General features: G+C 72.6%; 15 protein-coding genes. All 15 read left to right on the top strand.

The window, feature by feature from the left end:
- Positions 1-11: 11 nt before the first annotated feature.
- Genes ACWDEN_RS35675 through ACWDEN_RS35605 form a run of 15 tightly spaced genes read left to right on the top strand, consistent with a single transcriptional unit; the run spans position 12 to position 24884 of the window.
- Positions 12-2030, top strand: coding sequence for an ATP-binding protein (locus ACWDEN_RS35675; protein ID WP_351623319.1), 2019 nt, complete (start codon positions 12-14; stop codon positions 2028-2030).
- The gene (locus tag ACWDEN_RS35670; protein ID WP_450862061.1) at positions 2021-2398 is read left to right on the top strand and encodes a hypothetical protein; all 378 of its coding nucleotides are present in this window, start codon (positions 2021-2023) and stop codon (positions 2396-2398) included. Before ACWDEN_RS35675 ends, ACWDEN_RS35670 begins: the two co-directional genes overlap by 10 nt.
- On the top strand, positions 2395-9033 hold the full coding sequence (locus ACWDEN_RS35665) for an eCIS core domain-containing protein (RefSeq protein WP_450862059.1): 6639 nt from the start codon (positions 2395-2397) through the stop codon (positions 9031-9033). The genes ACWDEN_RS35670 and ACWDEN_RS35665 overlap by 4 nt, the downstream gene beginning before the upstream one ends.
- Before the next feature lie 17 nt (positions 9034-9050).
- Positions 9051-9638 (top strand): HEAT repeat domain-containing protein, encoded by a 588-nt coding sequence (locus ACWDEN_RS35660; RefSeq protein ID WP_351603104.1) that lies wholly within the window; start codon positions 9051-9053, stop codon positions 9636-9638.
- Positions 9639-9691: 53 nt separating this feature from the next.
- On the top strand, positions 9692-10351 hold the full coding sequence (locus ACWDEN_RS35655; RefSeq protein ID WP_351603105.1) for a CIS tube protein: 660 nt from the start codon (positions 9692-9694) through the stop codon (positions 10349-10351).
- Positions 10352-10356: 5 nt separating this feature from the next.
- The gene (locus tag ACWDEN_RS35650) at positions 10357-10722 is read left to right on the top strand and encodes a hypothetical protein (protein ID WP_351603106.1); all 366 of its coding nucleotides are present in this window, start codon (positions 10357-10359) and stop codon (positions 10720-10722) included.
- On the top strand, positions 10715-11860 hold the full coding sequence (locus ACWDEN_RS35645) for a hypothetical protein (RefSeq protein WP_351603108.1): 1146 nt from the start codon (positions 10715-10717) through the stop codon (positions 11858-11860). Before ACWDEN_RS35650 ends, ACWDEN_RS35645 begins: the two co-directional genes overlap by 8 nt.
- 10 nt (positions 11861-11870) lie before the next feature.
- Positions 11871-12383, top strand: a complete 513-nt coding sequence (locus tag ACWDEN_RS35640) for a phage baseplate assembly protein V (RefSeq protein WP_351603109.1) — start codon at positions 11871-11873, stop codon at positions 12381-12383.
- 27 nt (positions 12384-12410) lie between these two features.
- On the top strand, positions 12411-12743 hold the full coding sequence (locus ACWDEN_RS35635; RefSeq protein ID WP_450862056.1) for a PAAR-like protein: 333 nt from the start codon (positions 12411-12413) through the stop codon (positions 12741-12743).
- A complete protein-coding gene (locus ACWDEN_RS35630; protein ID WP_450862054.1) occupies positions 12740-13204 on the top strand; it encodes a GPW/gp25 family protein in 465 nt (154 codons plus the stop codon). The genes ACWDEN_RS35635 and ACWDEN_RS35630 overlap by 4 nt, the downstream gene beginning before the upstream one ends.
- Positions 13201-16404: a putative baseplate assembly protein gene (locus ACWDEN_RS35625; protein ID WP_450862052.1), complete on the top strand. Its 3204-nt coding sequence runs from the start codon at positions 13201-13203 to the stop codon at positions 16402-16404. The genes ACWDEN_RS35630 and ACWDEN_RS35625 overlap by 4 nt, the downstream gene beginning before the upstream one ends.
- Positions 16401-20294 carry a putative baseplate assembly protein gene (locus tag ACWDEN_RS35620; RefSeq protein WP_450862050.1) on the top strand — a complete coding sequence of 1298 codons (3894 nt, stop codon included), beginning with the start codon at positions 16401-16403 and terminating at the stop codon, positions 20292-20294. The genes ACWDEN_RS35625 and ACWDEN_RS35620 overlap by 4 nt, the downstream gene beginning before the upstream one ends.
- Positions 20291-22486, top strand: coding sequence for a hypothetical protein (locus tag ACWDEN_RS35615; protein WP_450862048.1), 2196 nt, complete (start codon positions 20291-20293; stop codon positions 22484-22486). The genes ACWDEN_RS35620 and ACWDEN_RS35615 overlap by 4 nt, the downstream gene beginning before the upstream one ends.
- 53 nt (positions 22487-22539) lie before the next feature.
- Positions 22540-24027 (top strand): DUF6519 domain-containing protein, encoded by a 1488-nt coding sequence (locus ACWDEN_RS35610; protein ID WP_450862046.1) that lies wholly within the window; start codon positions 22540-22542, stop codon positions 24025-24027.
- A gap of 11 nt (positions 24028-24038) precedes the next feature.
- A complete protein-coding gene (locus ACWDEN_RS35605) occupies positions 24039-24884 on the top strand; it encodes an N-acetylmuramoyl-L-alanine amidase (RefSeq protein ID WP_450862044.1) in 846 nt (281 codons plus the stop codon).
- Positions 24885-24891: the final 7 nt, after the last annotated feature.

Genomic DNA, 24891 nt, shown 5'->3' with positions numbered 1-24891 from the left:
GAGTCACGGACATGGGAGGGGAGACGGCGAAGGTGCCGGGCGACGGCGATCTGCACCACAAGGCGCTGTCCGTAGCGGTGGAGGCGGTGCTGGCCCGCCTGGACGCGCACGCGTCCGGGCGCGAGGGCGGCGGCACCGCCCGGACCGAGCTGCCCGCCTGCCCGGAACCGGAGCCCGGCAGCGCCCTGGACACCCTCTGCTCCTGCTTCGGCCTGAGCCCCTTCGAGCGCGACATCCTCGTCCTGGCCGCCGCAGCGGAGCTGGACTCCACCACCGCGAGCCGCTGCGCCGCGGCCGGTGGCGACCCGGCGCGGCCGTACCCGACCTTCTCACTCGCCCTGGCCGCCCTGGACGACGCCCACTGGAGCGCGCTCGCCCCGGTCGGCCCGCTGCGCCGCTGGCGGTTGCTCGAACTCGACGACCGCGACGGGACCGTCGCCCTCACCGCCTCCCGCATCCGGATCGACGAGCGGATCCTGCACTTCCTCGTCGGTGTCGACTATCTGGACGTCCGCCTGCACGGGCTGCTGACCCGGATCGCCACGCCGACGCAGGCCCTGCCGCCGGCGCACTTGCGCACCGCAGGTGAGGTGTCCGCGAGTTGGGCCGCGGCCGAGCTGGACACCCTGCCGCACGTCGAGCTGGTCGGGGGCGACCGGCAGACCCGCTGGGAGATCGCCGCCGCCGCGGCCCGGGAGTCCGGGCTCACCCTGTACGTCGTCTCCGCCGAGGACCTCCCGACCGATCCCGGCGAGCGCGACCAACTCGCCCGGCTGTGGCAGCGGGAGGCGGTGCTGCTGCCCGCGGCCCTGCTGGTGGAGTCGCACGACGGTACGTCGGTCTCGCTGGGCGAGGCGCCGTCCGGGCTGTCCGCCCGGGACGCCTCGGCCGCCGTCGACGCCCTGACCGCCGGTCTCGCCGTACCGCTGGTGCTCTCCGCCGACGACCCGCGTCCGGCGACCGCTCGCGCCCGCGCCGAGCGAGTGACCGTTCCGGCGCTCAGCGCCGAAGAGCAACTCGACGTCTGGGCCGGTGCGTTGGGTGATCTCCCGAACATCACGGAGAGCGGACTGCGCGGGCTGGTCGCCCAGTTCTCGCTGCCCGCACACGTCATCCGCTCGGCGGCGACGTCGGTACGGCGTTCATCGGACGACGGCGAAGGCGGCAGCGACTCGACCCGACTGGCGTGGCGTGCCGGCCTGGTGGAGGCCCGCATGGCCCTCGACGAGCTCGGCCGCCGGGTGGAGCCGCGCGCCGGCTGGAACGATCTGGTCGTCGCCGAACGCCAGCGCGCGATCCTCCGCGAGATCGTCGCCCACGTACGGCGCCGGGGCACCGTCCACCAGGAGTGGGGCTTCGAGAGCGTGCTGCGCCGCGGACTCGGCGTCACCGCGCTCTTCGCGGGCGGATCCGGCACCGGAAAGACGCTGGCCGCCGAGGTGATGGCGGGCGAGCTGGGCGTGGACCTCTTCGTCATCGACCTCTCGCAGGTGGTCAGCAAGTACATCGGCGAGACGGAGAAGAACCTCCGCCGGGTCTTCGACGCGGCCGAGCGCGGCGGCGCCCTGCTGCTCTTCGACGAGGCCGACTCGCTCTTCGGCAAGCGCAGCGAGGTCAAGGACAGCCACGACCGGTACGCCAACCTCGAGGTCAGCTACCTCCTGATGCGCATGGAGGCCTACCGCGGGCTGGCCGTCCTCACCACCAACATGAAGAAGGCCCTCGACAACGCCTTCATGCGGCGGATCCGCTTCGTCGTCGACTTCCCCTTCCCGTCCGTGCCGGAGCGCGCCGAGATCTGGCGCCGTGTCATCCCGGACCGGACACCCACGGAGGGCCTGGACCCCGAGCGGCTCGCCCAGCTCACCGTCGCGGGCGGCTCCATCCGCAACATCGCACTGGCCGGCGCCTTCCTCGCCGCCGAGGAGGGCAGTCCGGTGCGCATGCAGCACATGCTCGCGGCGGCGCGCACCGAGTACCTCAAGCTCGAACGCTCCCTGACGCCTTCGGAGGTGGACGGGTGGATCTGAACAACGTGCACATCACGCGCGAGGGGCACCACCCGACCGCCGGCAGGCGGCAGGTGCCCACCCCCGCCGCGCCGACGGCGATCCGCATCGACATCGGCGAACTCGCCTTCGACGGCGTGGACTTGACGGCGCGCGATGCCGACCGCGTCCGCGAGGCGTTCCACGGCGAGCTGGACCGGCTGGTCCGCGAGCGCGGTGTCCCGGCCGCCCTGCTCGCCGACGGCGACCGCGCACTCGACCTCCTCTCCGGCCTGCCCGAGCTGCCCGCCACCGGCAACCCGCGCCGCCTGGGCGAGGCCCTCGCCCGCGCGGTCCACGCCGGCCTGTCCGGTGCCGGTGCCGCGAACGACCGCAGGGGGCGCCGTTGAGCAGCACCCACGCGCCCGCGCAGAGCCGGCAGAGCAGCAGCGGCGGCACCAAGCAGAAGGCCCGCAAGCCGCAGCGCTCCGCCCGTACGCCCGAGCCCAAGGAGATCATCAGCGGAGCCGGACACCCCCTGGACCCCGGCGTCCGCCGGGAGCTGGAGGCACGGCTCGGCCACGACTTCAGCCGCGTGCGCGTGCACACCGACGAGGACTCCGCCGCGCTGGCCGACCTGGTCGGCGCCGACGCGGTCACCGTCGGCCAGGAGATCTTCTTCCGCAAGGGCGCCTTCCGCCCCGGCACCGACGACGGCCGCCGCCTGCTCTCCCACGAGCTGCTGCACACCGTCCAGGCCCCGGACCAGCCCGGGCGGCTGCGCGCAGGCCGCGACTTCGGCGGCGTCAGCCTGCCGACCGACGCCGTCGAGCAGCAGGCCGAACAGGGCGCGCGCGGCGCGGACGCGAAAACGCCCGAGGTGACCCGCGATGCCTCCGCCACCCCGGGCTGGCTCCGTTACGCCCGCGTCGACGCCGACCGGCTGCGCAGCGAACGCCTCGACCCCGCGACTCTGGTGGACCGGCTCACCGCCGGCATCCTCCGCTCCCTGCGCGGCGACCCCACCGACTCCTCCGGCCGTGTGCGCAGGCAACTGGTCCGGTTCGCACCCGAGTTGGAGCAGGCGGTGCTCGCCAAGCTCGAACTCCGCCTGCCGTCCTCCGACTACCAGCGCGTCCTCGCCCTCGCCGAGCAGACCTCGCACCTGCCAGAGGGGCTGGACACCCCGCTCGCCCCGGTCCCGGTCACGGACACGGTCGACCGGACCGAGGCCGAGCACGACCAGGACGAGGTGCGCGAACGGGACCACCGCGAGACCGAGCAGGAGCACCGCGACGACGCGGCCGAGGGCCGCCGACGCGAGCGCCGGCGCCCGGACGGTTCCTCCCGGGAGCCGGAGGAGGGCCGGGTCCGGCAGCGACCCGAGCACGAGCAGCGGCACGAGGAAGAGCACCGGCAGCAACGCGACCACCAGGACGAGCTGAAGAAGCGCAAGCCCTCCGGGCAGCGTGGGCCCGCAAAGCAGGACTCCCGGCAGCGGAGCGGGACTTCGTCCTCGAGCGGCACCGGGGGCGGCACCTTTGCGTCCTCCGAGTCTCCGGTGCCCGATGGCACCACCGCCGGCCAGTCCGCATCCGCCCAGCCCGAGGCCGCCACCGGGGTCCAGGCGCAGGCGGCCCAGCCGGGGCAGGACCAGGCCCAGGGCGCAACCGCCGCCCAGCAGCAGACCGACGGCAAGGACGCCCAGGACAGGAATCGCAAGGACCAGCAGGACCAGCAGGACAGGAAGGACCAGCAGGCCCAGCAGCAGAAGACCGACCAGAGCAAGGACCCCAAGGACAAGCCCGCCGCCGCGAAGGCCGAGGGCTCGCCGGAGCACGAGCGGAAGTCCGCGACCCAGCAGCCCGCCGCCGGCAGCAAGCCGCACAACCCGGACCACCTGCCCACCCCGCAGCCCGGTCCCGTGCGCCCGGAGGAGGTCGACAAGACCGCCGAGGACCGTGGCGGCTCGCTGGTCCGCCACGGCGTCCTCGAGGACGACGAGGAGCACGGCGAGCATCCCGAGCAGGAGCAGCCCGAGGGCCTGGAGCCGGGCGCCGACAGCGAGGTCGACGGGCCGCACGGCGCAGAGATGTCCGCCGGCACCGGCGAGGCGGAGACCGCGCTCAAGCCGGAGGACTTCGTCCCCTCCGCCGACCTCGACGTCTCGGCCGTCCCGACAGCCGACCGGATCCACCTGCCCGACGACGGTTCCGCCCCGGCCCCCGCCGAGGTCCCCGGCTTCCCGGCGCCGCCCCCGACCAAGGCGGAGCAGGTCCAGGCGGCGCGCGAGAGCGAGCGCGAGGACGACGAGCCCGCCGAGCCTCCCGCCGCGACGGCCCCGCCCGCTCCGGGTCGCCGTACTCCGCAGTCGGCCCCGCAGCCGGGCCCCGTCGCCGAGAACGAGGCCGGGGACCGCACCGAGCGCGACCTCCAGACCGAGAAGCCGGCCGAGCAGGAGGTCGGTCCGGACCCCGAGCACACCCAACCCGCCGACGACGCCTCCCCGGCCGCGAAGCCGGAGGCCGAGTCCGGCGAACCGGCTGACAGTACGTCGGCACGCGGTCCGCGGACCGAAGAAGGCACGGCCCCCGCCCCCGCCCAGCAGGAGAGCGCCGCCGAGCACAACGAGCGCCAGGAGGCCGAGCACGCCCCGGCCCCCGCGGCGCCGGCCTCCGCCCGCGCCTCCGCGCGGCCCGCCGCGGCGCCGTACTCGCCCCGACCGGCGGGCACCCCACAGGGGTCGATCCACGAGGCGGGGCCGACCCCGGGCCGCGCACCTGCCCCCGCGGCTGCCGCCGCCGGCCCGGTCGGCGCGCCCGAGCCGACGGGCACGGCCGCGGGACCGGGTGCCGCGCCCGGCGCCGCCGCTCCTGCCCGCGCCGCCGCGAAGTCCCCCGCCCTCGGTCCCGCCGACCAGCAGGCCGACACCCCGGGCGCCCTCGGCGCCCAGCCCGCTCCCGGCGCCTCGCTCGAACCGGGGGGCGGCGCCTGCGCGGGCTCCCCGCAGCCCAGCACCGAGGCCGACAAGCCGGAAGGCAGCGGTGGCGGTTGCGGAGGCGGGGGCGGCGGTGCCCAGGAGCAGAAGAGCCCGGCCCCGCCCAACGTCTCCGACCAGGACCCGCAGGCCGCTCTGGGTACGGCCGCGAGCGTGCCGCCGGACCAGACGGTCACCGTCCTCAACGGCGCCGACGGCGCGGTCGACCACTCGATCGGCCGGCAGCAGGCCCAGCTCCAGGCCGCCCCGCCGACCGCGCAGCGCCCCTCCGGCGCGCCGCAGACCCTGCAGGGCAGGCCGACGGAAGAGGCCCCGGCCCCCCAGGTGTCGGGTCAGCTGGACCGGGTGGCCCCGCCGGGGCAGGGCCAGCAGCAGAAGGCCGACGGCGGGCAGGTACAGGGCCAGAACCCGGCCCAGGAGGTCCAGACCCCCAACGTCCCGGACACCGACGCGGGCCACGCCGACGCGCACGACGTCCAGAACATGCAGGACGCGGTCAACGACGTCCCGTCCACCGACCCCGGGCTGAACGTCACCGTCGGCCCGGCCCCCCAGGTGCAGCTGACCGGCGACGCCGACCCGAAGCTGACGGACCAGCAGGCCGGCAAGTACAACGACAAGACGTCCGCGATCCAGGACACCGGCCGCCAGGACGCGGCCAAGCCGCTGGGAGAGGACCAGATCTACCCGGACGTTCCCCAGGAGACCCTGAAGGGCAACGTCCCCGGGGGAGCCGGCGGCCAGGGCGGCGGTGGCCAGGGCAGGGCCGGTGCGCAGCTGAAGCCCGGCGAGGCGACCGTCGTCCAGCAGCAGCGCGGCCCGCAGATCAAGCAGGCGATCGGTCAGGGCCAGGGCCAGGTGGGCAGCGCCCAGGCCAAGAACCGGCAGCAGCAGGTCGAGGCGCGCAGGAAGAACCAGTCGGACATCGACAAGGAGACCGCGGACAACGCCAGGAGGCAGACCGACAAGCGCGGTGAGGTGGGCGTCCAGGCCAAGCAGGCGCGGGACCAGTGGCGCTCCGAGCAGGACAAGCAGATCGCCGACTCCGACAAGCAGGCGGATCAGTCGCACACGGAGAACAACCAGAAGATCCTCTCCAAGCGCGACGACAGCAACAAGCAGGTCAAGGACCGGCAGACCAGCGACAACAAGAAGATCCAGGACAACCGTGAGCAGGCGCAGAAGAAGGCCCAGGACGAGAAGGAGAAGAAGAAGCACGAGTCCTCGGGCTGGTTCGGCTGGATCACGTCCAAGATCAAGGATGCCTTCAACGCCCTGCTGTCCGCGGTGACGAAGATCTTCGACTTCTTCCGCAAGCTGGTCAACGACATCATCGACGGCTTCAAGAAGTTCGCGGACTCGGTCATCGACACCTGCCGCAAGCTTGCCGTGGCACTGATCAAGGCCGTCGCCGACGCGCTGATCAAGATCTGCGACGTCCTGCTCGCCGCGTTCCCGGCGTTGCGTGACAAGTTCCGCAAGGCCATCGAGGCCCTGCGCGACGCCGCCATCGCGGCGGTCAACGCCCTGGCCGACGCCCTCAAGGCAGCGGTCAACGCGCTCCTCGACGCGTTGGGCGCCGCGCTCAACGCGCTGCTGAAACTGGCCGAGGCCACCCTCAAGGCCATCATCAACCAGGTGCGGGCGGCGGTCGAGGCCGCGATCAACTTCGTCAAGGCGGCCATCGCCGCGCTCGGCCAACTCGCGGCGCTGATCGCGGACATCGCCCCGGACCCGGGCGGCTGGCTGCACAAGATGGGCGCCGCCGCGATGGACGGCATCCAGCACCACCTCTGGGGCGCGATCAAGACGGCGGTGAAGGCCTGGTTCGACCAGAAGGTCGAATCCATCGTCGGGCTGACCTCCACGCTCCTCAACATCCTCATCAAGGGCTGCATCTCCCTCAAGAAGATCGGCCAGATGGCCTGGAAGGCGATCATCTCCGCCCTCCCGATGATGCTCGCGCAGATCATCATCGAGAAGGTCATCTCGATGATCGTGCCCGCCGCCGGGGCCATCCTGACGATCATCCAGGGCCTCATGGCCGCCTGGGGCACCATCAGCAAGATCATCGCCGCCTTCGGCAAGTTCTTCGCCTTCCTGAAGGCGGTGAAGGCGGGCCCGGCCGCCTGCCTCTTCGCCGAGGCGGTCGCTGCCGGTGTCGTCGCCCTCCTCGAGTTCGTCTCTCAGTACCTCCTCTCCAAGCTCAAGGGCGCCGGAAAGGCGGTCGGTTCCAAGCTCAAGGCCCTCGCCCAGAAGATCATGAAGGCGCTCGCGAAGGCCGGCAAGGGCGCCAGGAAGGCCGTCGGCACCGCCGTCAACCGCGCCCGCACGGGCCTGCGCAACGCCCTCTCGTCCGTCCGCGAACGCTTCCCGTCCCGCCGCCGCCCCGCCGAGTCCACCCTCGGCGAGCATCCCCACGAGCGTCCGGGCGAGCCCCATGCGACGCCCCGTCATCCCGAGGAGGAGCGTCCTCAGACGCACCACCCCGACGAGCGGCCGACCGACACCAGGCGACCCGCCGAGCACGAGGAGCCCACGTCCACGAAGCCTCACGAGCCGGAGCACGACGCCAGGTCCACCAAGCCGCACGAGCCGGAGCAGCCCAAGAAGGCTCGCGAGCCCGAAAAGCCGAAGGAACCCGCCCGCCCCAAGCGCCCGGTCTCCCGCGCAGGCCGCGTCCTCAATCGCGCCAAGAGCGCTGTCAAGGGTGCCCTGGCCAAGGCCCGCAACGCGGCCCGCGCCCTGGGCCGCAAACTCAAGAACAGCAAGCTGGGCCGCGCCATCCGCAACGGTGCGCACAAGGTCTACGACGCTTACAAGCGCAAGCGCGACCAGTTGCGCGACTGGTGGAACAAGCGCAAGGAAGATCGCCGGCGCAAGCACGAGGAGCGCCACAAGAAGGAGAACTCGCCGCAGGCGAAGGCTGAGCGGCTGGCCCAAGTCGTGGCGCGCATCAGGCCGATTCTCGAGCGACTGCTCGGTCGTGGGCTCCCCGGGTTCGTGCTGCGTGGGGTTCTGCAGGGCATGCGCCTGTGGTATCGCCTGACGAATCTGTTCGCCAACGCGGGTCGGAACTTCTCGATCACGGCGGTACTCAACCCCGAGGCGCTCGCTGGCGGGGGATTCCGGCTGACCGGCGCAGATTTGCGGAAGCTGGTTCAGGAAATCGCCGGTGAACTTCTGAGCCGTGCCGACGTACGAGCCGGAGCCCAGCGGATGCGGGTGTCCAAGGCGGGCAGCGGAGCGCAACCGCTGGAGCTGACGGGGCCGAGCGACGTTCCTGCCGCCGTGCAGTACCTGCGCGAGCGTGGAAACGAATTGAACATCTCAACGCCGAAGGGTGACGAGCGAACGATATCGCCGTATCGGCCGCCGCTGTGGAAGGACGAGTTCTATCGGGTGGGCAGCGAACGGTCCATTGCCAAGGAATGGAATACGCCCGGCCAACTGAATGCGTTCACCCGAGGGGTGGATAGCTATCCGAAAATTGCGGAGGCCCTGCGCGCCACGCAGCTCAGCGACGCGCGGATCGCGAGCATCCTGCGGGCCTACCACAAGACCGGTCGATTCCCCGGATCCCTCACTGAGGGGCAACAGGCGCTGTTCCGCAATGCCCACTTCCTGATATACATCCGCGAGTCCACACGCAACCCGGCGAACCTGGGCTACGCGGCGATGACAATGGACCTCGTGCAACGCGGTCCGGGGCGCGGTGGTATGACGCTGCATCAGGCCTTCGCCGAGTACGAGGGCACGGAAGTGACCGGCCAACGCGGCAGATTTCCGATGTCCATGCTCAAGGCGATGCGAGCCACTCGGGGCAACGAAGCGGAAGACGCAGGCCAGAGTCCAGGGACGCAGGCGTACGGCGGAACTCCGGAGGAGCGAGCCGAATTGAGGCGCCGTGAGGAACAAATGGCGGAACAGTGGGTGCTCGCCGTCACCGAGAACGAGGGCATCGTGGGCGCTACCGAAGCTGGTGCAGAACAAGCCGGGCGCAAGCTGATATCCGACTTTCTGCTAAGGTCCTACGGGCTGCACTAGGGAGAGGTGGCGTGTTGATGACGGGATTCGACAGGCGATGCGTGCTCAAGCCGGAGGTCAGTCGGGACGACGTTGAACTCGCTGTTTGGGAAATGGATTTGAACCTCTTCGAGATGGGCGACGAAGAGGCGGACGTTTACGTGGACATCTGGCGGTCCGACGACGAGTCGACGGAGGTCCACTATGTGGAGGATCGTCCTATCGGTCTGGCCTACATGACCCTTCGCGGTGCAGCTGCCCAAGCCTATGAACAGCGAATCAGGGAGTCGCTTGCCTGCTGGTCGTTCGACGAGGTTGTCGATGCGCTCACCGGGGCGGTCGACCGGGACGCGCGGCTTGTCGCTGTTTATGCGACGGTGCTTACCGCCGCAGAGAATCCAGAGGAGCAGCGACAGCGTGAGGAAGCCGTGGCCGAGCAACTGCGACATGTGGCTGCCGACCCGGATCCGGGGATTCGTCAGTCCGTGGTGATCGCAACCGGTTACTGGCCGCGCCCAGCCTTGGTGGAGATCGTGCGAGAGATCCAGCGGAGTGATCCCGAGCCGAGGGTGCGGGAGAACGCCAGGATCCTGCTTGAGGGGATCCGTCTTCATGGAACGGAGTAGCTGATGGGGTGCGATCCGAGGCAGGGGAAGCAAGTCATGTGGAGAAGCGGACGATGACTGGTTACGCAGACATACCCAAACCCATCCGCTCCGGCCTCGTCATCATCGACCCCCAGCGCGGAACCCCCAAGGAGATCATCGTTCTCCAGTTCAACCCGGACAGCCTGGAGCGGAGCATCGCGCCGCAGGCGGCCGGGGCCGACAACCAGTCGGGGGACCGGACGGAGGCGTTGCGGCTCAAGGGGCCGGCCGTCGAGACATGGAAGCTGACCGCGGAGATCGACGCGACCGATCAGTTGGACGTGGCGGCGCCGAACGGGATTCATCCGCAGCTCGCCGTGCTGGAGATGCTGGTCAGCCCGTCGAGCGCCAGCCTGCGCCAGCTCGAGGCGCTTGCCGCCCGCGGCACGTTGGAGATCACCCCGGTCGAAGCCCCGCTGACGCTCTTCACGTGGGGCAACAAGCGGGTCGTACCCGTCAGGCTCACGGAGTTCTCGATCACCGAGGAGGCGTTCGACGTCGAGCTCAACCCGATCAGGGCGCAAGTGGCCATCACTCTGCGAGTCCTGACGGTCAGTGACCTGCCGGTGACCAACCGGGGGTACGAGCTCTACCTCGCGTACCTGGCGCAGAAGGAGCGGCTGGCGGGTCCCGCCGCGCCCCGGCGGCTCAGCACGCTGGGGCTGAGCGGAAGCGGACTGGGAGGGATCTGATCACCATGTCGTCGCTGGAGAACCCGCTGGACGCGATCGCGCTCACGCAGGCGACCACCGCCTATCCGCGGTCGAGCCGCTACTACGGGCTGGGCACCGCCCGGTTCACGGAAGCGGACGGTCATGACATCACGTATCTGCGTCGCCGCCTCCTTCCCGACCCGGAGGGCATGGCGGACCTGACCACCCACACCGTCAGCACCGGCGACCGCCCCGACCTCCTCGGCGCCCGCTACCTGGGCAACGCCGAGCAGTGGTGGCGGATCGCGGACGCCAACCCGGTGCTGGATCCCCGGGAGTTGACCAGCGAGCCGGGTCGTCGGATCCGTATCACGCTCCCCTCGGGCGTGCCCGGAGGGGCGAATGGCTGAGAACGGTCCGATCACGACCGGGCCGATCCACCTGACGCTGATGATGGGCCCGCAACTGGCCGTGCCCGTCGCGCAGGAGGTCGCGGACTCGCTCCTGTCCGTGCAGGTGACGATGGCTTCGGGGCAGCGCAGCGGCTTCCAGCTGGCGTTCGACCTGGCGAAGGACGGTCTGATCAGCAACAGTCTGCTGCCGGGCGGCTCCTTCGATCCCAAGACGCGCGTCATCCTCACGGTCACGGTCCAGGGCACCCCCACCGTGCTGATGGACGGTGTGATCATCCGTCAGGAGGTCGGGATATCCAACCAGCCCGGCCAGTCGACGCTCACCGTCACCGGGGAGGACCTCACCGTCCTGATGGACCTGGAGGAGCGCGCCGCCGTCCCGTACCCGGCGATGTCCCCGGCCGCCCGCGTGCACGCGATCATCGCCCAGTACGCCCAGTACGGGATCAGCCCGCTGGTCGTCCCTGAGCTGATCCCGCAGACGCCGATGCCGACGCAGCGTGTGGACTTCCAGAAGGGGACGGACCTCGCCTACGTCAACCAGCTGGCGCAGGCGAACGGTTACGCCTTCTACCTCGACCCCGGCCCGGTCCCCGGGCAGAGCCGAGCCTACTGGGGGCCCGAGGTCCGCCTCGGTGAACCGCAGCACGCGCTGAACGTCAACATGGACGGGCTGTCCAACGTCGACCAGCTGACCTTCGCCTTCGACGGGACGGCGCGGGAGCAGCCGGAGGCGCGTATTCAGTTGCCGGCCACCCGCGTCTCGTCCATCCTGCCGGTGCCCGAAGTGAGTATCCTGCGGCCGCAGTTGGCGCAGCGCCCGGCGCCCGCGCTGAAGAAGACGGTGATCGCGGACACCGCCAAGAAGGACAGCGGGCAGGGCATCGCCGAGGCACTCGCCAAGGCGGCGGAGTCCGCCGACGCCGTCACCGGTTCCGGTCAGCTGGATGTCGTCCGGTACGGATACCTGTTGCGCGCCCGTGAGCTGGTCGGCGTCCGCGGTGCCGGCATCACCTACGACGGCCGGTACTACGTCAAGTCCGTGACCCACAACCTGCAACGGGGCTCGTACACGCAGAACTTCACCCTTGCACGCGAGGGGCTGATCGCGCTCGAGCCGACGGTCGTCCCCTAGGAGACAGAGAATGGCTGCTGAACCCACCCGCTACCTCGGCAAGTACCGGGGCACCGTGGTGAGCAATGCCGACCCCATGGTCGTGGGCCGACTGCAGGTCCAGGTCCCGGACGTGCTCGGTGACGTGCCCTCGACCTGGGCCATGCCGTGCTTCCCGCTGGCCGGCCCCGGAATGGGGCAGTTCCATCTGCCGCCGGTGGGCTCCGGTGTGTGGGTGGAGTTCGAGCAGGGCGACCCCAGCTACCCGATCTGGACGGGGTGCTGGTACGGAGCGGCGCACGAGGTGCCCGAGGACGCGGTCACCGCCGCCAACAACCCGAACGTGGTGCTCCAGACGCCCGGCCGGCGCCAGATCGTCCTCTCCGACGAACCCGGCGGCAAGGGCATCACCCTCAAACACCCCTCCGGCGCGTCGATCGTCATCGACGACACGGGGGTGCACATCAGCAACGGCCAGGGCGCGGTGATCTCGCTCGTGGGGCCGACCGTGACCATCAACAACGACGCGCTCAGCGTCACCTGAACTCCGACGGGGGAAGGCCAAGTTCACGTGTCCGGAAATCTTGTCACCATCGGTGCCACGGTGATGTGCCCGCACGGCGGTCAGGCGAACGTCCTGCCCGCCCAGTCGCGGGTACTCGTCGACGGCAGCCCGGCCGCCACCGAGGCCGACGTCTACACGGTGACCGGCTGCACCTTCGCCGCCGGCGGAAATCCCCATCCCTGCACGACGATCCGCTGGACGGGGAGCTCCGCGCGCATCCGCATCAACGGCTCGCCCGCCCTGCTCCAGGACTCGACGGCGCTGTGCGGCACGGCCGTCGGCGCGCCGCAGGGCCCGCCGAACGTCACCATCGTGCAGCAACGGGTGGTGGGACGATGAGCCCGCGCAACCGCCGAACCGCGGCAGCCGCCTCGGCCGGAGCCCACGCCGAGCGCGTCATCCAGCTGCCCGCTCCGCAGCCGTACCCGCCCCGTACGGACATCGCCTTCCCCTTCCACGTCGACAACCGCGGCCGCACCGCGGACACCGACTACGACGGGCACGTCCGTGACATGATCGAGCAGCTGCTCTTCACCAGCCCGGGGGAGCGGGTCATGCGCCCCGACTTCGGCTGCGGGCTGCTCGACCTGGTCTTCGCGCCCAACAGCCCCGAGCTGGCCTCGGCGCTCCAACTCTCCGTCCAGGCCGCCCTGCAGCGCTGGCTCGGCGACGTGATCGAGGTGGACGCGCTCGACGTGGTCAGCGAGGAGAACGTGGTGCGGGTGCACCTGGCCTATACGGTCCGGCGTACCGGAACGCGCCGTACCGATGTGTTCGAGGGGAGCGGGGGAGCCGCGTGAGCAGCCCAGACTGCCGAACCGACCAGCGCCGGGGCGCCGTCCGCGCCGCGCGCCTGCACGGCGTGGACGAGGTGGAGCCGGGCGACGACGGCCGTACGCTCGTCGTCACCTTCCTCGGCAAGGCACCGAGCCACCTGACACACCACCACATCCGCATCGAGGGCGGCCGCCGCATCCGGGACATCCACGCCCTGGCGGTCGAGATCGTCCGCGAGGACGACCCCGAGCTCGATGACCGGATGTTCGTGACCCTGGACAAGGTGGGGGACACCGCGCCCTACCGCCTCCGCGTCGTCGAGACCGACGCCTTCGGCCGGCCGGGGACGCGGCCGCGCCGGGGCTTCGACGTCCGGTACGCCGCCGCCGGGTTCACCTTCACCCAGGGCGGGCCCAGCCCGTACGACTGCGAGGAGGACGAGGAGGACTGTGCCCCGCGGTACGCCCGCCGCCCGGTCATCGACTACACCGCGCGCGACTACGACAGCCTGCGCCGCCTGATCCTGGACCGGATGAGCCTGACCGCCCCCGGCTGGGTCGAGCGCCACGCCCCGGACGTCGGCACGGCCCTCGTCGAACTGCTGGCCTACACCGGCGACCAGCTCTCCTATCACCAGGACGCGGTGGCCACCGAGGCGTACCTCGCCACTGCCCGCCGCCGCGTCTCGGTCCGCCGTCATGTCCGCCTGACCGACTACGCGATGCACGACGGCTGCAATGCCCGTACCTTCGTGGCGCTTCGCACCGACCGCCAACTGACGCTGTCCAAGGGTGAGTTCCGCTTCGCGGCCATCGACCTGTCCCGTCTCGGCCCGCAGGAGCGGCCCGACTTCGGCACCGTCATCGCCGACGAGGACCTGGACGCCCTCGCCGACCTTCCCGTCGGCCTGGAGGTCTTCGAGCCGCTGAACCCGGGTGCCGACCTCGGTCTCCGCCCCGAGCACAACGAGATCCGCTTCTGGACCTGGGGCGAGGAGGAGTGCGTGCTGCCCAAGGGCGCCACCTCGGCGACGCTCATGGACACCCCGAAGCGCGGGCTGAAGCTCAGGCCCGGCGATCTGCTCGTCCTGGAGGAGGTCCTCGGCCCGCGCACCGGTACGCCCGCCGGCGCCGACCCCACGCACCGCCAGGTCGTCCGCCTCACCTCGGTCACGCCCGGTGAGGACGAGCTCTACGAGCAGCCGATCCTCGACGTGACCTGGGATCCCGGGGACGCCCTGACCTTCCCGTTGTCTCTGTCCGCCCGCGGCGGACTGGACTGCGCACTCATCACGGACGTCAGCGTCGCCCGCGGCAACGTCGTCCTGGTCGACCACGGCCGTTCGCTCACCTTCTGCAACGGCGCCCCCGAGCGCTTCGCCGTCCCGCCCGCGCCCGCCGAACTCAGGCCCTGCGGCCCCACTGCCTTCGGCTGCTCCGACGAGCGCACCCAGGGCAGCCCCGCGGGCGAGGCGGTCCACGCCCTGCTCGACCAGACCCGCCGGGGACGGCCGATGACACCGGACCAGGTGCGCGAACTGGAACCGCTCCTGGGGGCGGACGCCGTCGCCCGCGCCGGCATATCCGTCGTCCTCGCCCCCGGCACCACGGTCGAGGAACGCGTCCAGCCCTCCACCGCGGACGCCCAGGCCACGGCCCTGGAGACGCTGCTCGCCCAGTCCACCTACCCGTCGATCGCCCCCCGCTTCCGCCCGGTCCTGCGCCACACCCCCGTCACCCAGGCCACCCCCTACCCCGACCCCGCTCGTATCGCCGCAGGCCAGGCCGCCCGTCTGGCAGCCATACCCACCGGCCTGCGCGAGCGGATCGAGGAGCTGTGGCGCCGCGCCGAGGAGGGCGAGCCGCCCACCGAGGGCGAGATCGACGAGCTGACCGTGGTGTTCGGCGCCCGTACGATCCAGCGCCTGCGCATCGACGAGCACCCCGGCCGGGCCCTGCGCGAGCTCTACGACCGCCGGACCCGCCTCCTCGCCGGCAAGCTCCGCCGCCTGGAGGTGCTCATCGCCCGCGCCCACGCGGGCACGGTGCTCAACCGCTACGTGGCCTGGGAGATCGCCCAGAGCTGGGGTGAGCGCTACGCCGCCGAGCTGGAGCCGGGCGACCCGGTCCTCGCCGGACCGGCCGCCGACGGCCTGCGCCAGGACCCGCGCTCCGCGCTGCCCGCCGTCCGCGCCCAGGCCGGTGACGGAGTGTGGACTCCCCGCCGCGACCTGCTCGCCGACGGCCGGCGCGGCCACCACATGGTCGGCGAGGTCGAGGACGACGGACGCCTGGCCCTCCGCTTCGGCGACGGCAGGCACGGCGCGCCGCCCCCGCCCGGTGCCACGCTGGAGGTCGCCTACCGCGTCGGCAACGGAGCGTCGGGCAACGTCGGCGCCGAGGCGATCAACCACCTCGTCGTCTGCCGCCGCAGCGACGACAGCGGCCGCGGCGCGCGCTCCCGCCGGGCCGCCTTCGAGGCGGTCACGGCCGTCCGCAACCCGCTCCCCGCCGTCGGCGGCACCCAGCCCGAGGCGGTCGACGAGGTCCGCCGACTCGCCCCGCTCGCCCCGCACCGCGAGCTCAGGCGCGCCGTCACCCCCGGCGACTACGCGACCCTGGCCGCACGGGTTCCGGGCGTGCGCCGGGCCGCGGCCGAACTGCGCTGGACCGGCAGCGGCCAGGAGATGCACATCGCCGTCGAGGCGGTGCAGCGCCCGACGGCCATCGTGGCGGGAGGGCCCGCCGGAGCCGTCGACTTCCCCGAGCCCGGCGAGGCTCTGCTGCAGGCCGTCGAGCACAGCCTGCTGCCCTACCGCCGCATCGGGCACGAGCTGGTGGTGCGCCCCGCGCTGCAGGTCCCGGTCGACCTCGCACTGTCCGTCTGCGTGGACCAGGCCCACCAGCTCGGCCACGTGCTGGCCGAGGTACGCAGGGTGCTGGGCAACCGCCGTCTGCCCGACGGCAGGCTCGGCTTCTTCCACCCGGACGCCCTGACCTTCGGCGAGCCGGTCCGGGTCAGCCGCCTGGTCGCCGCCGTGGCGGCCGTACCCGGCGTCCTCAGCGCCAAGGTGACCCGTCTGCGGCGCCTCTTCCGCAGCGACCAGGGCGAGTTGGCGGCCGGGATCCTCCCGGTCGGCGCGCTGGAGGTCGCCGCTTGCGACAACGACTCCGCCCGGCCCGAGAACGGCCGGCTCACCATCGAGATCGGAGGCGGCCGATGACCGGCACCCCGTGCCACTGCGGTTGCACCGGCGGCGGAGCCGACCCGGCGACGCCGGTCGAGGTGTTCAACCCGCCCGGCCTGGACGCGGTCCGCTACCGGGTGGGGGAGTACGGGCGCTTCGTCTCCGCGATGCTGGACCGGCTCTCCGGCCCGGCCTACCCCGCCCTGCGGGGCCTCACCGTGCGCACCCCGGACGACCCGGCGATCGCGCTGGTCGACGCCGCCGCCGTGGTCGGCGACGTGCTCACCTTCTACTCGGAGCGGATCGCCAACGAGGGCTATCTGCGCACCGCCACCGAGGAGGGATCGCTCGCCCTGCTCGGCGGCCTGGTCGGCCACAAGCCCCGCCCGGGCGTCGCCGCCGAGACCTATCTGGCGTACACCGTCGACCGCGATCCGCGCAGCGGCCAGGAGACCGCGGTCGTCGTCCCGCGCGGCACGCGCTCGCAGAGCGTCCCGGGCCAGGGCGAGGAGCCGCAGTCCTTCGAGACCGCCGAGGACCTCACCGCCCGCTGGGCCTGGAACGAGCTCAGGGTGCTCCAGCGCCGCCCCTACCAGCTGTCGGTGGACCAACTCGCCAAGCGCAGCCGGCTGTTCGCCGCCGGTACGACCAACAACATCAAGCAGGGCGACCAGCTGCTCTTCATCTTCAGCGCCGACCGCGCCGCCGACCGCCGCCAGCGCGTACTGCTCACGGTCCCCGGCGTCAGCGTCGACCGGGAGAGCGGCACCACGGCCATCGGCCTGCCGCAGGCCTCGCTGCCCTCCCTCCAGGGGATCAAGAGCGAGCTCACCCGCTGGATCACCCCCGGCGGGGAGCACAACCCCAACCCCTGGCCCGAACACAGCCGTATCGTCAGCGACTTCGACGACCAGGTGCTGGCCCCGCTCCGCAGCGAGCTGGACACCCTCGACACCCCGCCGAAGCTCGCCGACCGGCTGACCCGGACCCTCGCCCGGCTGCGCGAGGCCAAGGCCTACGGACAGGACTACCGGGACGTGTCCGACTGGTTCGAGGCCCTGGACACCGAACTGACCCGGCTGCGCGCGCAGGCCCTCGGCCTGCAACCGCCGCAGCCCGCCGCCGGGACGGGCGCACACACCGCCGCGGCGGCGGCCATGCCAGGCGTGGCGTCAGGTCCTGGGGTTCCCGGCAGCGAGCCGGGGGACTGCCCCGGCGATGTGATCGACCCGGCCCTCTCCGGGCTGGGCCCGCTGCTCTCCGCCCTGCGCACCCCGCCGGCCGCCCTCCCCTCGGACGCCCGCGCCCTGTCCCGCGATCCGGAGCGCAGCTACGCCCCCGGCTCCGACCTCGGCGCCGGGCTGCTCACCGCGCTCGACCCGCGGCTGGGTGACGGCCTCTACGCCGCCTGGGCCAACGTCGACCTCGGCGCACCCCTCGCCCTGCTCGACGCCCAGGCCATGCGGGTCACCGGGACGCCCTTCGGTGCCACCGCCCCGCTCAAGCCGGTCTACGACGCCACGGGCCGCGTCGTCCGCTACACCGACTGGCCGCTCACCGGCTCCAAGCTCACCAGCATGCGCGTCGACTACGACACGGACGGCGCCACGCCCCGCCGGGCGGAGTTCAGCTACGTCGAGGCCGGCGGATCGGTGAGCATCAACTTCACCCTCCCCGGCGACGACGGCACGCACGACTTCGGCCCCGGCCGGATCGAACTCACCACCAACGGCAACGAGTCGGCGCTGCGCCGGGCCCTCGAGTCCGGCCAGGAGCAGGGTGTCACCGCACGCCTGCAGGCCCACCTCCCGGAGCGCGACCTCTTCGTCTCCCGCCCCGGCGACGACGGCCGCATCCACGTCACCATCACCGCGACCGGCACCACCGACGAGGGCGACGGCAACGGCCCCAACCCGCCGCTGCCCGCGCCGCTCGACCTCCGCCTCGCCCCCGGCGACCAGCTGACGGGCACGCAGGGCGCGTACCAGATCACGGTGAAGCGAACCGCGGACGACGGGCCGGCCTCCGTCGAGATCACCCTCACCGCCCGGCTCGGCCTGACCGCACGCAACGTGCTCGCCCTCGACGCGGTCTACGAGGGCATCGCCCCCGGCAGCTGGGTCGCCGTCGACCGCCCCCGCAAGGGCGTCACCGGCGGCGTCCCCGGTGACCCCAAGCTCTCCAGGGTCATCACCCGGGTGAGCGGAGTCCGCGTGCTCTCCCGCGCCGACTTCGGCATCACCGGCAAGGTCACCGAGCTGACCCTCGAGGACCCGTGGCTGGACGACAAGGACACCCTGCTCTCGCACATCCGCGACACGAGCGTCTACGCCCGCGGCGAGAGCTTCCAGCTGGCCGACGAGCCCCTCACCGACGACGTCGGCGGCGACCTGATCGACCTCGCCCAGCTCTACCACGGCCTGGCCCCCGGCCGCTGGATCGTCGTCTCCGGCGAACGGACCGACATCCCCGGCACCCCGGGCGTACACGGCAGCGAGCTGGCCATGATCTCCCAGGCGGTCCAGGCCGTGGACCCGGCCCTGCCCGGCGACACCGTCCGCACCACCCTCATGCTCACCGCCCCGCTCGCCTACCGCTACCGGCGCTCCACGGTGACGATCCACGGCAACGTGGTCCGCGCCACCCAGGGCGCCACCCGCGACGAGCCGATCGGCAGCGGCGACGCGAGCCAGGCCGGCCAGAGCTTCGTCCTCTGGCAGGCCCCGCTCACCTGGCTGGCGTCCGACACCCCGGAGGGCGCGGCGAGCACCCTCCGCATCCGCGTCGACGGAGTCATCTGGCACGAGGTGGACACCCTGGCCGCGGCCGGCCCGCACGACCGTGTCTACACCACGAGCACCACCGAGGACGGCCGGATCCGGGTCACCTTCGGCGACGGCGTCCACGGGCGCCGCCTGCCCAGCGGCCACGAGAACGTCCGGGCCACCTACCGGACCGGCATCGGCAGGTCCGCCAACGTCGCCGCAGGCAAGATCACCCAGCTGGCCACGCGCCCGCTCGGCGTGACCGGGGTGACCAACCCGCTCCCGGCCACCGGCGGAGCCGACCCCGAGGGCGCGGCGCGCGCCACCGACACGCGCGCCCTCACCCCCGGCTTCACCCCGCGGCGCCGCCAGGTCCCGCTGGCCGTCTCGGCCCTGGACCGCCTGGTCTCCGTCCCCGACTACGAGGACTTCACCCGGGCCCGGGCCGGCATCGGCCGCGCCAGGGCAGCCCAACTCTTCGACGGACGACGCCAGTTGGTGCACGTCACGGTCGCCGGCGTGGACGACATCCCGGTCGCCCCCGACTCCGGTCTGCTGACCTCTCTGCGCGCCTCGCTCGCCGAGTACGGGGACCTCCGGCTGCCGGTGGAGGTCGCGGTACGCGAAAAGGTCCTGCTGCTCCTCGCCGCACAGGTGACGGTCGGCCGGGACCACGACTGGGAGCAGGTGGAACCCCGCCTGCGCGCCGCCCTCCTCGCCCGCTTCGGCTTCGACGCGCGCGAACTCGCCCAGCCCGCCCACCTGTCGGAGGTGCTGGCCACCGCCCACTCCGTGCCCGGCGTCGACCACGTCGAGGTCACCGCCTTCACCGGGGTCCCGGGCGACCTCTCCCCGCAGGGACTGGAGCGGCTCGGCGACCGACTCGCCGTACCCCAGGACGTGGTGGCGGCGCAGCCCGCCCGCCACCAGGTCGAACGCCACCGGGTGACCGGCCCGGCGGACGAGACCCTGACCGACATCGCGGCCCGGTACGGCATCTCCCTCGTCGAACTGCTCCGCCTCAACCCCGACCTCACCGGAACCCAGCCCCTGAAGCCGGGCAGCAGTGTGGTCGTCTTCCGCGGGATCCGCCCGGCACAGCTCGCCGTGATCTCCCCGGACCTGCCGGACACCCTGATCCTCAAGGAGGCCTCCGCATGAGCCGGGACCCCGACGGCCTGCTCGACCTGCTCCCGGACTGGTACCGCATCCGCGACGCCGAGTCCGGCGAGCCGCTGCGGGCGCTGCTCGCGGTCATCTCCGAGCAGATCGACCTGATCCGCACCACCGTCGAGCAGCAGTACGACGACTGGTTCGTGGAGACCGCCGCCGACTGGGTCCTGCCCTACCTGGGCGACCTCGTCGGCTACCAGGTGCTCCCCGGCTACCAGGACACGCTGAGCACCGACCCCGGCCTCGCCGCCCGCCTCGCCCCGCGCCGCGACGTGGCCGACACGGTCGCGAACCGCCGCCGCAAGGGCACCCTGGCCGTGCTGGAGGAGATCTGCGCGGCCACCGCCGACTGGCCGGCCCGCGCGGTGGAGTTCTCCCGGCTCCTGGCCACCACCCAGCCGGTGCGCCTCTTCCGGGCCGACGAGACGTCCGCCGACCGGCGCCGCCTGCGCCGTGGCCGCCTCGCCGACCTCCGCGACGGCGCCGCCCTCGACCTGCTCGGCAGCCCCTTCGACACCTCGGCCCGCACCGCCGACGTACGCCGCGCCGCCTCCACCCGACGTCAGGGCGGGGTCACCCCGGCCGGCGTGGGTCTCTTCGTCTGGCGCCTCAAGCCGTACGCGATCTCCCGCGGCCCGGCCTACTGCCTCGACCGGGCCCGCAACCACTACACCTTCTCCATCCTCGGCAACGACACCCCGCTCGTCACCCTCCCCGAGCCGGAGCCCTCGGCGACACACATCGCCACCATCGACAACGTCCCGGGCTCCATCACGCGCCGTCAACTCGCCGACCGGCTCAGCGACTTCTACGGCCCGGGCAAGAGCTTCGCCATCTGGCGGGACGACGACTTCACCCCCGTCCCGCTGTCCGACATCGTGGTGGCCGACCTCTCCGGCTGGCACTACCGGCCCAGGTACGGCCAGGTCGCCGTCGACCCCGAGCTCGGGCGGATCGCCTTCGGCGCCCGCTCGGCGCCCACGCGCGGCGTCTGGGTCAGCTATCACTACGCGTTCTCCGACGACATGGGGGGCGGCCAGTACCCGCGCGACCGCGTCACCCCGCCCGAGGCCGCCGTCTACCGGGTCGGCCCGGGCCGCCGCTTCGAGCGGATCACCGACGCCTACGAGCAGTGGCGCACCGACAAGTCCGCGGGCACGGCCGGGTCCGAGGCGATCATCCAGATCAGCCACAGCGGCGCCTACCAGGAGCAGCTGGACTTCGCCCTCGACCCCGAGGACCGCCTCGAACTGCGCGCCGCCGAGGGCAGCCGCCCGGTGATCCGCCTGCTCGACTGGTACGGCAACCGCCCCGACGCCCTCAACGTCCGCGGCACCGGCGGCACTTCGGGCAGACCGGGCGGCCGTATGGTCCTGGACGGCCTCCTCATCACCGGCCGCGGCGTCAACGTCACCGGTCCGCTGGGCGAGCTGGTCATCCGGCACTGCACCCTGGTCCCGGGCTGGTCGCTCACCGACCACTGCGCACCGCACTCACCCGAGGAACCCAGCCTGGTCCTCGACCGCACCACGGCCTGCGTCCAGATCGAGCGGTCGATCCTCGGCACCATCCTGGTCGTCGGCGACGAGGTTGACGACGACCCGCTGCCGATCCACATCGCGGACAGCATCCTGGACGCCACCGCCTCCGACCTCGAGGCGCTCTCCGCCCCCGACTGCCGCCACGCCCACGCCGTCCTGCACGCCTACCGCACCACCGTGATCGGCGAGGTGCACACGCACGCGGTCGAGACCGCGGAGGACTGCATCTTCACCGGCCGGATGAACGTCGCCCGCCGCTCGGCCGGCTGTCTCCGCTTCAGCTACGTGCCGCCCGGCTCGCGCACCCCGCGCCGCTACCGCTGCCAGCCGGACCTGGTCCGCGAGGCCGTCCAGGAACTCGTCGAGAGCGGCCGGACGGCCCGCGCGGACGCCCCCGCACTGGCCGCCGCCGAGACCGACCGGGTCCGCCCACGCTTCACCAGCCTCCGCTACGGCACCCCGGCCTACGGCCAGCTCGCCCACGGCTGCGCCCCGGAGATCGCCCGAGGCGCCGCCGACCGCTCCGAGCAGGGCGCCTTCCACGACCTCTTCCAGCCACAGCGCACGGACAACCTCCGCGCCCGCCTGGCGGAGTTCGCCCCGGCCGGCACCGACGCGGGCGTCTTCTTCCTGACCTGACGCCCCTCCATCTCCAGACGCAGACCTCCCACCGGCGCACCAGCACAAGAAAGTTGAGGGGGACCATGTACGGCGACTTCTCGCGCCTGACCCACCAGCCCGGAAAGCACTACTCCGCGGTGCTCGCCCAGCAGGGCCGCGTCCAACTGGACGCCGACGCCAATGAGCAGGCGGCGATCGAGCTCTTCCGCTCCCGCACCCTGGCCCGTGACCTGATCGGCCGCGACGGGGGACCCGGGGAACCCGGCAAGGACCCCGGCTTCGGCATCGCCTACGTCAAGAGCGCCCCCGAGAACGACCTCATCATCGGTGCCGGCCGCTACTACGTCGACGGCATCCAGCTCGACGCCACCCGCCCCCAGCCGGCCCCGGCCGTCCCCGCCGACGGCGGGCTGCCGCTGGAGGGTGGTTCGGCCGGCGCGGACAGCGACGGCGTCATCCCGTCCCCCACCCCCGCCACCTGGACCTACTGGAACCAGCCCGACGCCTACCGCGACCCCGAGCTGCTGAGCGACCAACTCCCCACCTCCTTCCCCTTCCTGGCCTACCTCAAGGTCTGGGACCGCAGCGTCACCGCCGTCGAGGACCCCGAGATCCGTGAGGTCGCGCTCGGCGCCGCCATGCCGGACACGGCCGCCCGCGTCAAGACCGTCTGGCAGGTACTCACCCTCCCCGCCCAGGACCTGGACGTCGGCGACGGGGGCGCGGCCACGGTCCGCGACGCCTTCGAGAAGTGGGTCGCCGCCCAGCGCTCCACCGCCCGCCTGGCCGCCCGTGCCGAGCGGCCGGAGGGAGCCGCGGACGAGCCCTGCCTGGTCCGGCCCGACGCCCGCTACCGCGGCCCGGAGAACCAGCTCTACCGCATCGAGATCCACCAGGGCGGGACGGCCGAGCGGGGCGCGACCTTCAAGTGGTCGAGGGAGAACGGCAGTGTCGCCTTCCCTATCGCCGAACTCGCCGGCACCTGGGTCGCGTTGTCCACCCTCGGCGATGACGACAAGCTCACCCTGGACGTCGGGGACCGCGTCGAGGTCTGCGACTCCGCCTACCTCAGCCGCGGCGAGCCGGCGCCCCTGCTGAGCGTCGAGGAGATCGACCTCCCCGGCCGCCGGGTCCGCCTCTCCGCCGAGCCCCTTCCCGGCGTCGGCGCGCTGCCCGAGCGCCACCCCTTCCTCCGCCGCTGGGACCACGCCTCCACCGGCACCCCCGGCCACCGCCCGCGCACCGACGGCGGCGCCCTGCCCGTCGAGGAGGGCACCTGGACGGAACTGGAGGACGGCCTCCAGGTCTACTTCAACCCCGGCGGCTCCTACCGCTCCGGCGACTTCTGGCTGGTCCCGACCCGCACCGTCACCGGCGCCGTCGAGTGGCCGGAGAATTCCGCCGGCGACCCCGTCCTCGAGCTCCCGCTGGGCATCGACGTCCACTACGCCCCGCTGGCCTGGATCACCGGCGAGAACTCCCTCACCGAGCTCCGCCGCGTCTTCCGCCCCCTGGCCGCGCCGCTCTCGGACGCGAACGCGGACCCCCAGGAGAACTGAGGAGAACTGACGTGCCCCTCTGCCCCTTCGCCTCGGTCCGGCTCCTCGCCCGGGCCGAGGCGCCTTCACCCCTCCAGCCGACCCAGATCATCGTCCATACGGCGAACGCCAGCCTCCCCGCCGCGGACGTACGCTTCCGTCGGCCCGGCGCCCGCGGCTGGAGCCATTTCGGCGTGTCCGCCACCGGAAAGATCACCCAGTGGCTGGACACGAGCACCCCCGCCGATTCCGCGTACCGCGCGAACCTCCGTTCCGACGGCACCGGCGCGGTCACCATCACGACGGAGGGGCACGTCGCCGACCCCTGGACGGAGGCCCAGCTGGACGCCCTGGTCCGCCTCCACTGGTGGCTGATGCGCACTCACCCGGCCATCGCCCACCGAGCCTGCCGCACCCCCGCCGACCCGGGCCTGGCCCACCACACCCTTCTCGGCTCGCCGGGCCCCTGGACTCCCATCCCCAAGTCCTGCCCGGGCCCTCGCCGCATCGGGCAGTGGGAGGACTCCCTCCTCCCGCGCGTCCTGGCCCCCTACGGCATCTCCGTCTCCGACATGCGCCCGCGCCACGAGCGCGCCGAGGAGATCGTCCGGGAGGTCCTGTCGATGTCGATCGCGTCTCCCTCCGCCCCGGCTGCAGACGAGGCGTTCCCGGCTCCGGCCCCGCACCCGTCCCCGGAGACCACGCCGGAGCAGCCGCCCACCGCGGCCGGCTCAGCGCCCCGACCACGCGCGCAGGACTTCGCGGCGTCGGTCCGGCCCCGCCAGCACCACCCCGTCCGCGAGGCCCTCCGGGACTTCTTCCTCCCGGACTCCGCGCCCCACGGCCCCGACCGGTCCCCGCCTCAGGAGGAGGCCTGACGCGGCG

The sequence above is a fragment of the Streptomyces sp. NPDC001153 genome (genome assembly GCF_053598315.1).
This window is presented reverse-complemented; position numbering and strand designations above follow the sequence as displayed.

What these genes read in the sequence shown, in the direction of transcription:
- ACWDEN_RS35615 (WP_450862048.1), top strand. Translation starts at nt 20,291, where the DNA reads ATGAGCCGGGACCCCGACGGCCTGCTCGACCTGCTCCCGGACTGGTAC.
- ACWDEN_RS35660 (WP_351603104.1), top strand. Translation starts at nt 9,051, where the DNA reads ATGACGGGATTCGACAGGCGATGCGTGCTCAAGCCGGAGGTCAGTCGG.
- ACWDEN_RS35640 (WP_351603109.1), top strand. Translation starts at nt 11,871, where the DNA reads ATGGCTGCTGAACCCACCCGCTACCTCGGCAAGTACCGGGGCACCGTG.
- ACWDEN_RS35655 (WP_351603105.1), top strand. Translation starts at nt 9,692, where the DNA reads ATGACTGGTTACGCAGACATACCCAAACCCATCCGCTCCGGCCTCGTC.
- ACWDEN_RS35630 (WP_450862054.1), top strand. Translation starts at nt 12,740, where the DNA reads ATGAGCCCGCGCAACCGCCGAACCGCGGCAGCCGCCTCGGCCGGAGCC.
- ACWDEN_RS35645 (WP_351603108.1), top strand. Translation starts at nt 10,715, where the DNA reads ATGGCTGAGAACGGTCCGATCACGACCGGGCCGATCCACCTGACGCTG.
- ACWDEN_RS35650 (WP_351603106.1), top strand. Translation starts at nt 10,357, where the DNA reads ATGTCGTCGCTGGAGAACCCGCTGGACGCGATCGCGCTCACGCAGGCG.
- ACWDEN_RS35675 (WP_351623319.1), top strand. Translation starts at nt 12, where the DNA reads ATGGGAGGGGAGACGGCGAAGGTGCCGGGCGACGGCGATCTGCACCAC.
- ACWDEN_RS35620 (WP_450862050.1), top strand. Translation starts at nt 16,401, where the DNA reads ATGACCGGCACCCCGTGCCACTGCGGTTGCACCGGCGGCGGAGCCGAC.